This is a genomic window from Parafannyhessea sp. (genome assembly GCF_051876455.1).
Taxonomy (GTDB): Bacteria; Actinomycetota; Coriobacteriia; order Coriobacteriales; family Atopobiaceae; genus Parafannyhessea.
On the sequence record NZ_JBJEHW010000202.1, the window covers coordinates 1 to 8,103 of the forward strand.

The 8,103-nt window shown below is 63.2% G+C and carries 11 protein-coding genes; 9 read left to right on the forward strand and 2 right to left on the reverse strand.

Annotated elements, in window-relative coordinates; translation table 11 throughout:
* From ACI38Z_RS08590 to ACI38Z_RS08615, 6 genes are all read left to right on the forward strand, one after another.
* On the forward strand, nucleotides 1-663 hold a 663-nt coding region (locus ACI38Z_RS08590), incomplete at its 5' end, for a DUF4125 family protein (RefSeq protein ID WP_439789784.1).
* The gene (locus ACI38Z_RS08595; RefSeq protein ID WP_439789785.1) at nucleotides 660-1,517 is read left to right on the forward strand and encodes a MerR family transcriptional regulator; all 858 of its coding nucleotides are present in this window, start codon (nucleotides 660-662) and stop codon (nucleotides 1,515-1,517) included. The genes ACI38Z_RS08590 and ACI38Z_RS08595, both read left to right, overlap by 4 nt.
* Nucleotides 1,518-1,520: 3 nt before the next feature.
* Entirely contained in the window at nucleotides 1,521-2,612 is a 1,092-nt protein-coding gene (locus tag ACI38Z_RS08600) for a 1-propanol dehydrogenase PduQ (RefSeq protein WP_439789786.1), read from the forward strand.
* Between the two features lie 204 nt (nucleotides 2,613-2,816).
* A complete protein-coding gene (locus tag ACI38Z_RS08605; protein ID WP_439789787.1) occupies nucleotides 2,817-3,179 on the forward strand; it encodes a BMC domain-containing protein in 363 nt (120 codons plus the stop codon).
* Between the two features lie 7 nt (nucleotides 3,180-3,186).
* Nucleotides 3,187-3,621 (forward strand): BMC domain-containing protein, encoded by a 435-nt coding sequence (locus ACI38Z_RS08610; protein WP_439789788.1) that lies wholly within the window; start codon nucleotides 3,187-3,189, stop codon nucleotides 3,619-3,621.
* Between the two features lie 6 nt (nucleotides 3,622-3,627).
* Nucleotides 3,628-4,152 (forward strand): EutP/PduV family microcompartment system protein, encoded by a 525-nt coding sequence (locus tag ACI38Z_RS08615; RefSeq protein WP_439789789.1) that lies wholly within the window; start codon nucleotides 3,628-3,630, stop codon nucleotides 4,150-4,152.
* Here ACI38Z_RS08615 and ACI38Z_RS08620 read toward each other — a convergent pair.
* A complete protein-coding gene (locus ACI38Z_RS08620; RefSeq protein WP_439789790.1) occupies nucleotides 4,139-4,942 on the reverse strand; it encodes a class I SAM-dependent methyltransferase in 804 nt (267 codons plus the stop codon). The genes ACI38Z_RS08615 and ACI38Z_RS08620 overlap by 14 nt on opposite strands.
* Nucleotides 4,943-5,185: 243 nt before the next feature.
* On the opposite strand from ACI38Z_RS08620, the gene ACI38Z_RS08625 reads away from it, so the two are divergent.
* Both ACI38Z_RS08625 and ACI38Z_RS08630 read left to right on the forward strand, forming a co-directional pair.
* Entirely contained in the window at nucleotides 5,186-6,436 is a 1,251-nt protein-coding gene (locus ACI38Z_RS08625) for an ammonium transporter (protein ID WP_439789791.1), read from the forward strand.
* A gap of 55 nt (nucleotides 6,437-6,491) precedes the next feature.
* Nucleotides 6,492-6,872 carry a P-II family nitrogen regulator gene (locus ACI38Z_RS08630; RefSeq protein ID WP_439789792.1) on the forward strand — a complete coding sequence of 127 codons (381 nt, stop codon included), beginning with the start codon at nucleotides 6,492-6,494 and terminating at the stop codon, nucleotides 6,870-6,872.
* A gap of 317 nt (nucleotides 6,873-7,189) precedes the next feature.
* On the opposite strand, the gene ACI38Z_RS08635 is transcribed toward ACI38Z_RS08630, so the two are convergent.
* Nucleotides 7,190-7,750: a ferritin family protein gene (locus ACI38Z_RS08635; protein WP_439789793.1), complete on the reverse strand. Its 561-nt coding sequence runs from the start codon at nucleotides 7,748-7,750 to the stop codon at nucleotides 7,190-7,192.
* 103 nt (nucleotides 7,751-7,853) lie between these two features.
* Between ACI38Z_RS08635 and ACI38Z_RS08640 the strand changes: the two genes are divergently transcribed.
* On the forward strand, nucleotides 7,854-8,103 hold a 250-nt coding region (locus tag ACI38Z_RS08640), incomplete at its 3' end, for a Fur family transcriptional regulator (RefSeq protein WP_439789794.1).

The following is an 8,103-nucleotide window of genomic DNA, read 5'->3' on the forward strand; positions in this document are numbered from 1 at the left end:
CTGTATCGCCGCCGCGGCATCGAGGCGCTCTTCTCACTTCCCGGTGTCGTCTCCATCATGGAGGAATGCGGCCTGAACGAGCAGGGACGCTCCTTCCTCCAGAGACTCGTCGTCCTGGAGTGGGAGCAGTTCGACTCCGTGCTCAACGCTGGCGGCCGTGCGAGCTGCCAGGATGACCCGCGTCCCTTCTTTGCCTATCGCTGCGCCCAGTACCTCGCCTTCCCGCACCAGATGATCCCTCGCATTCTGGGGGAGTTCGAGCAGGCAGAGGGCGAGGGACGCAACCTCGTGGAGGAGAAGTACGCGCGAATGATGGCTGTCACCGACCCTTCGGGCTACCAGCGTGACTGGGCCGCGAGGCTCGGGACGCCCTCTCCCGTGAAGGCACAGGCACTCGACGACGTGCGCAAGCTCCTCTCGCCCGCACTGGAGGAGGCCGCAGGCGAGCTTCCCGAGTCCCATCGTCACGCTCGTCCCGACGCCTCCACGGACGGCAGGGTCTCGTCGCTTGACTACTTCATGGCCGAGGCCGCTACGTACTCGCTGGGCACTGTCTTTGCCCTGCGAGATGCCCTGCGGGCCGAGCTTTACAACCGGAATCCCGTCGCACTAAGCTACGTCCTTTCTGTGCGGCTCCTCAAGTCAATGGAGGCGAATGCATGACTTCCCATAAGAGACTTGGTAGGGATGACCTGTATCAAATCGGTGAGGTCAGCAAGATTGGTGGCATATCTCAGCGCACCTTGAGGCACTACGACGAACTTGGCCTGATGAGGCCCGATGTGGTGGGTGACAACGGCTATCGCTACTACAGCCGAGAGACCATGCTAAAAATCCCCGTGATTCACTACCTCAAGATGATGGGCTTCTCGCTTGACGAGATCGCGACGATGCAGCAGCACTCCGACCTCCAAGAAGCAAAGAGGCTGTTCGCTCAGCATCTGGACATCTGCGACGAGGAGGCGCGAGCGCTCGCCGAGCGCCGTAGGGCCATCGTCGACTGGAACAACCTCATGGACGAGGCCAATACGGTGCTTCAGGTCCGTCCCACCGCCGTGAGCGTGAAGTATTCCCCCGCCCACGAGCTTCTGTGCCTTCCATCGCGCTTTACGGGAAGCTTTGCGGAGTGCATCGTTAGTCTGGACTTCGCCGCGTACGTGAGCTCCATAGGGAACGCCATAACTGGTCCGGTGATCATGGAGTTCCCTACGGTTGATGACGCCAAGGCTGCTGCATCGAATGGCAGAGAGTGCGATGTGAGGTTGCTCCAAAACGCCATCAGACCCCTGAAGCCCGAAAACGCGTGGACTAGCCCGGGACAGATGTACCTGACCACCTATCACGTGGGGGCATTCGAGGAGATGGGTTCTGCCTTCGACCGACTCCTCGAGTATGCGCATGGCAATGGCTACAAGCTGTCGGGCACGGTGATCGAGCGCTTTGTGTCGGATTACTGGACCACTAACAACCCAGAGCTTTTTGTGACGGAGATCTTTCTACCAGCAGAAACGGAGTAGACGATGAGTGAGTTCTATCTCAAGGCAAAGCTGTTCTTTGGTCCGAAGGCGGTGGAGCACCTCCGCACTCTCAAGTGCTCGAACGTCCTCGTCATCACCGATGGCTTCCTGCAGGAGTCGGGTATGGTCAACAAGATGACGCAGTACCTGCCCTCGGGGGCCAAGATAAACGTGTATTCCAACGTCAAGCCCGACCCCAGCCAGGAGCTGGTGGACGCGGGCGTCAAGATGATCTTCGATGTCAAGCCCGATCTCGTGATTGCCTTTGGCGGCGGCTCGTGCATCGACGCCACTAAAGCCATCCTGTACTTTGCGAGCGAGAAGGGCATGGAGCGCCCCTACTTCCTGGCCATCCCCACGACTGCCGGTACGGGTTCGGAGGTCACGAACTTTGCCGTCATTACTCGTGGCACCACCAAGGTCGCGCTGATTGACGACGCTCTCGCGCCTGACGGAGCGCTGCTCGACGCCGAGTTCACCCGTTCCGTTCCGCCCAAGATCACGGCGGACACCGGTATGGACGTGCTCACCCACGCCATGGAGGCGTACGTGAGCAACCAGGCTTCCACCTTCACGGACGCGCTGGCCGTAAAGGCACTGCGCGTCGTGTTCCAGGACCTTCCCACGGTCTATCACGATGGCGACGCCATGAGGGCACGCGGCCGCATGGCCGAGGCCTCCTGCGTGGCGGGCATCGCGTTCACCAACGCCGGCTTGGGCATCAACCACAGTCTGGCGCATGCTCTCGGTGGCCGCTTCCACGTGGCGCACGGTCGCCTGAACGCCATCCTGCTGCCTTACGTGATGCGCTTCCACATGTCCGAGGAGAAGTACCGCGAGCCCTACGACCGCCTCGCTCACGAGCTGGGCATGGCCGACGCGGACGAGTTCCTCCAGAAGGTCATCGACCTGCGCGAGGAGCTTCACATCGAGGACACTCTGGCGGATCTGGGCACGATTGACGCGGCCGCTTTCGAGGAGCACGTGGGCGACATGGCGGAGGCCGCCACACACGACCGCTGCACTCCGACCAACCCGCGCCCGGTCTCGAAGCAGGACCTCGTGAACCTGTATCGTGATGCCTACAACGGCTAGGACGGGCCACGGATAAGGCGGTTCTCACGAGCCGCAGCGTCCAAGTCCTTCTCACCATCTTTGTCTCCTTGGGTGGGTGGCCCTCCGCATTCGTTGGGAGGGCCACCCTTGCCATTGGGCGATGGGGCGCTTGACACTGACGAGAGGTAAACCCTTAAGAAATAGAAGACCGACTGAATTACTTTCGGAACGGAGGTCGTGAGCGTGGACAACGATCAGGGCCAGATTCGCGTCGTACAAGAGACCGTCTCGGGCAAGGAGATCACCCTTGCGCATGTCATCGGTGGACCCGAGCCCATCATCTATACCAAGCTGGGCCTCAACCCGTCGGTAGACTACGACACGAGCGCGCTTGGGATCATGAACATTACGCCGCCCGAGTCGGCGGTCATCGCAGCGGACATCGCCGTCAAGAGCGCGGACGTCTACCTGGGGTTTGCCGACCGATTCACGGGCACCATGATCATCAGCGGCGAGATTGCCGACGTCACGACAGCCATCACGGAGGTCGTGGAGTTCTTCCACGATACGCTGGGATACGTGACCTGCAAGGTCACGAAGCGCTAGGCCAGCCATGGCTAGGAAGAGGATCACAAGGCAGGAGTTCTTCGACGAGGTATTCCACGGGAACCCCCCGCGCGACGAGAACGGCGAGTATCGCATCACGCGCGTGCGCGTGCCCGGTCGCGAGATCGACCTCGCGCACGTGATGGGGACGTCAGCGCGCCGGACGTGCGAGACGCTCGGCCTTGACATAGGCACGCACGCGGGCGAGGACCACACGGGCGAGGCGTTGGGATTCATGCGCTTCACGCCGTGGGAGGCCGTCGTGGTGGCTGCGGACATCGCCGTGAAGCACGGCTCGGTCGAGTTGGGCTTCATGGACAGGTTCAACGGCTCGCTCATACTGTGCGGGCCGATTGCCGAGATCGAGAGCGCCGAGAGCGAGATTCTGGACTACTTTGACCGCGAGCTCGACTTTCACGTGTGCAAGATGACCTGCAGGTAGGTTGGGATGAAGCGACTGTTTTTGATGGGCAGGAGCGAGGCAGGCAAGACCTCGCTTACGCAGGCCCTGCGCGGCGAGAAGCTGCACTACCACAAGACCCAGTACACGTACGCGGACGGCGACACCATCGACACGCCAGGCGAGTACTCCGAATCCAAGCAGGTGGGCGTCGGCCTCGCGTGCTTCTCGTTCGAGTCTGACGTCGTGGCAATCCTCATCGCGGCGAACGAGCCCTTCACGCTGTTCGCGCCCAACAGCAACGCGTTCCTCAACCGCCCGCTCATCGGCATCATCACCAAGATCAACGAGCCGAACGCGAACATCCCCATGGTGCGGCAGTGGCTGCAGGACTGCTGCTGCGAGCGCATCTTCCTGGTGGACAACGCGACGGGGGAGGGCATCCCCGAGCTGCGTGCCTATCTTGAGGAAGACATCCCCAAGATCACGCTCGAAGAGGCGAAGGAGCGCCAGCGCCTTGGCCTGCAGGACTGGCAGAGCATCCCAGACGAGAGCCGCGCTAAGAGCGCCTGAGCACCACGTACGCGTTGAGCTCGCCGGAGCGGCCATCCGCCGCAAACCTTGCGACTGGCTGCGCCAGACCGTCGAGCCGCGCCAGCAGCGCGTCGACCTCTCGCTTGCAAAAGTGGTGGCAGTAGCGGTACGACCCGGGGACGTTTTGCCAGCCAAGCAGGTAGTCGTTCTGCCCCAGGTCGCCTGGCGCGAGGCCCAGCTCGCGTAGGCCGCGTTCCGTTGTGGCGCGTGCCTTTGCGGCGAGGCACTCGCTGCTCATGAACCGCCAGAACGAAACGCAGCACGTGTCACCCGGTGCCGTGGCCGCAAGCAGCGCGCGAAGCAGCTCGAGCCGTGCCGCAAACGTCGGCACGTGGTGGAGAAACCCAAAGGCAACCGACAGGTCCGCGGCCCGTGGACCGGCACCCGTCGTGCCCCAGGCCCGCGCGAGCGCGTCGCCCAGCGAGGTCGCGAGCGTGCCCGAGAGGAGCGCACTCACGACGTCGAGCTCTTCCGTCCGTACCTGCCACGCGGGCGGGAAGTCCGCGGGGGAGGCATCCGCGCCCAGCTCCGGGCAGTTGTCGATTCCCAAGTATTGGATGGGCTGACTGCAGGCATCCGCAAGGTAGCGCGCAAAGCGCAGGTTGCCGCACGCGAGGTCGAGCACACGCATGGGTACCTCGGGCGTCGCACCATTACCCGCCATCCGCGCCTCCGCCAGGCAGCGCTCCCAACCGGGCCAGCCGGACTGCCTTGTCTGGCTGAACGACGCCGCGTTGTCGCGATAGAACCTCGCGTTCAGCTCGTTCATCCGGCGTGCTGTCGCGAGATCCATGTCACGTTGCGCCCATGGTGCGTGCTGCATACCCTGTGCATGTTCCTGCATAACGCCCCCGTTCTTCTCGCCCACATGCAGATTATCCCACCCATGCAGACATTTGCGACTTCGCGCGATGGTCACGGCATCGTAGGCTGGCGGCAACCGTTGCGTCACGGACGCGCAACGAACCTGAACGAACATGGTATCGCTTCGCCAACTGTGGGAGGGGATACCATGAGTGCGGCCGATACGGGATTCATGCTGATCTGTGCCGCCCTGGTGCTGTTCATGACGCCGGGGCTTGCGTTTTTCTATGGCGGTCTGGGCCGACGCAAGAACGTGGTCAACAACATTCTTGCGTCCGTCTTTACCATCGGGCTCGAGACGGTGCTGTGGGTGGTCGTGGGCTTCTCGCTCGCGTTTGGGCCGGACCACGGCGGCATCATCGGCGGCCTCAAGTACGTGATGATGAACGGCGTCAGCACCGCCAAGGTGGGCCCGTACGCGCCGAGCATTCCGTTCATGGCATACGCGCTGTTCCAGATGATGTTCGCCATCATCACGCCCGCGCTGGTCACGGGTGCCGTCGCGGGGCGCATGCGCTTCAAGGCGCTGTTCCTGTTTGTGCTGTTCTGGACGTTTGCCGTGTACTATCCCGTCGCCCACATGGTGTGGGGGCAGGGCGGCGCGCTCGCGGCGCTGGGATCGGTGGACTTTGCCGGCGGAAACGTGGTGCACATCAGCTCCGGAGTCTCCGGCCTGGTGCTGTGCGTGTTCCTGGGCAGGCGCATCGGATATAAGAACGTGAACTACCGCGTTCACAACGTGCCGCTGGTGGCCATCGGCGCGACCATGCTGCTGTTTGGCTGGTTTGGCTTCAACGCGGGCAGTGCGCTCGCGGCCAACGGGCTCGCGGTGCACGCCTTTGCGACCACGGCGCTCTCCTGCGCGGCGGCCGAGCTCTCGTGGATGATGATGGACGTGATCTTTTCCGACAAGCCCACCCTTGTGGGTGCCTGCACGGGCCTGGTCATCGGGCTCGTGGCCATAACGCCCGGCTGCGGCTTTGTGCCGCTGTGGGCCGCCATCCCCATCGGCTTTGTGGGCAGCGTGATCTGCTACCTCACCTGCTCTCGCATGAAGCTGCACTTTGGGTACGACGACGCGCTGGACGCGTTTGGCTGCCACGGCATCGGCGGCATCTGGGGAGGCATCGCCACGGGACTCTTCGCGAGCAAGGCCGTCAACCCGTCGCTGCGCTGGAATGGCCTGGTATTTGGCAGCGTCAACCTGCTGGGGGCGCAGCTCCTCTCCATCGTGGTCACCATCGTGTGGGCGGTGCTTGGCACGCTGGTGTGCATCGCGCTCGTGCGCGTGTGCTGCCACGACCGCCTGCGCGTGAGCGAGCACGAGGAGCGTGTGGGGCTGGACCTCTCCGAGCATGGCGAGCGGGCGTACCCCTCGTTCACGGGGCTTGACGACTAGACCTAGACTTGCATGCGAGGCGCGCGTGACGCGCCGCCATGGGGAGGGACGTACGATGATCAAGGTCGAGGCAATCGTTCGCGAGGAGAAGCTCGAGGACGTGAAGGAGGCCCTGCGCGCCGTGGACGTGCGCGGCATCACGGTGAGCCAGGTCATGGGTTGCGGCACGCAGCTGGGCTACACGCACCTGGTGCGCGGCAGCAAGGTCTCGATGAACATGCTGCCTAAGGTCAAGTTCGAGATCGTGGTCTCCAACGAGGAGTGGGCTCAGGTGGCGACGGACGCCATCGTGAAGGTGGCTCGCACGGGCGAGCCGGGCGACGGCAAGGTGTTCTGGTACCCCGTCGAGCGTGCGGTGCGCATCCGCACAGGCGAGCGCGACCGCGAGGCCATCACGCCGGCACCGTCCGACGGGGAGGACGGCCAGCCGGAGTAGGCCGGACTGGGAATTTTAGGCCGGTGCGTAATTTGCAGGGGTTTGAGTGTGTTTTCTAGTTCGATTTCTTATGGAATCGGGCTCTGTGGGCGGCTCGGGCGGTCCAGAAACGTGCACAACCCCTGCTTTCTTGTACGTCAGAGGGACTTTTGCGTGATTGGCGCCTCGATTTGGCTCGCCGGCGCAGCGCGAATCACACTCAACCCCCCTCCGACTGCACGACGGCCCAAAAAAGTTGGGCCCGCCGGCCGGGCACACAGCCCAGCCAACGGGTCCCAACGGAGTCGCGCGGACTCAAACAGTCAATCTACCAGCGGTTACTCGCCAAAGTAGCGCTTGAGCAGGCCAGCGAACGCCTTGCCGTGACGGGCCTCGTCGCGAGCCATCTCGTGCACGGTGTCGTGGATGGCGTCCAGGTTGGCGGCCTTCGCGCGCTTGGCGAGGTCGGTCTTGCCGGCGGTGGCGCCGTTCTCGGCCTCGACGCGCATCTCGAGGTTCTTCTTGGTGGAGTCGGTCACGACCTCGCCGAGCAGCTCGGCAAAGCGAGAGGCGTGGTCGGCCTCCTCAAAGGCAGCCTGGCGATAGTACATGCCGACCTCGGGGTAGCCCTCGCGCATGGCGACGCGGCTCATCGCAAGGTACATGCCAACCTCGGAGCACTCGCCGTTGAAGTTGGCGCGCAGGTCCTCGACGATGTCCTCGGGCACACCCTCCAGCTTGCCGACGCCCACGACGTGCTCGGAGGCCCAGGTCATCGTGTCGGCCTGCTTGGTGAACTTGGAGCCGGGGCAGCCGCACTGGGGGCACTTGTAGTCGGCGGGCAGCTCGTCTCCGTCAAACTCCTCAACGTATCCGCAAACGGGGCAAACAAACTTCATGGTGATTCCTTCCTATTGTTTTCCTTTCCTAACGAAAACGATTATCATTATTGCCGTAAATGACCCCGTGTCAATAGCAAATCGGATTTTTTTGGAGCCGGAAATGGAAGAGAGAAGAACGCGCGCCCACGCCCCTGCGCGACGCAACACAAGACAGCGCCAGATGGTGCTGGACGAGGTCCGCTCGCGCTGCGACCATCCCACGGCTGAGCAGATATACGAGGCCGTCCGCGCCCGCGACCCGCGCGTGAGCCAGGCCACGGTCTACCGCAACCTGCACCTCCTGGCGCAGGAGGGCCAGATCCTCTCGATCAAGGCGCCGGGCGTCGAGCACTTTGACCTGCGCCGCGACG

Excerpts from the sequence above, each read along its gene's own strand:
- ACI38Z_RS08615 (WP_439789789.1), top strand. The coding sequence starts at position 3,628 with ATGAAGCGACTGTTTTTGATGGGCAGGAGCGAGGCAGGCAAGACCTCG.
- ACI38Z_RS08625 (WP_439789791.1), top strand. The coding sequence starts at position 5,186 with ATGAGTGCGGCCGATACGGGATTCATGCTGATCTGTGCCGCCCTGGTG.
- ACI38Z_RS08600 (WP_439789786.1), top strand. The coding sequence starts at position 1,521 with ATGAGTGAGTTCTATCTCAAGGCAAAGCTGTTCTTTGGTCCGAAGGCG.
- ACI38Z_RS08620 (WP_439789790.1), bottom strand. The coding sequence starts at position 4,942 with ATGAACGAGCTGAACGCGAGGTTCTATCGCGACAACGCGGCGTCGTTC.
- ACI38Z_RS08610 (WP_439789788.1), top strand. The coding sequence starts at position 3,187 with ATGGCTAGGAAGAGGATCACAAGGCAGGAGTTCTTCGACGAGGTATTC.
- ACI38Z_RS08595 (WP_439789785.1), top strand. The coding sequence starts at position 660 with ATGACTTCCCATAAGAGACTTGGTAGGGATGACCTGTATCAAATCGGT.
- ACI38Z_RS08635 (WP_439789793.1), bottom strand. The coding sequence starts at position 7,750 with ATGAAGTTTGTTTGCCCCGTTTGCGGATACGTTGAGGAGTTTGACGGA.
- ACI38Z_RS08630 (WP_439789792.1), top strand. The coding sequence starts at position 6,492 with ATGATCAAGGTCGAGGCAATCGTTCGCGAGGAGAAGCTCGAGGACGTG.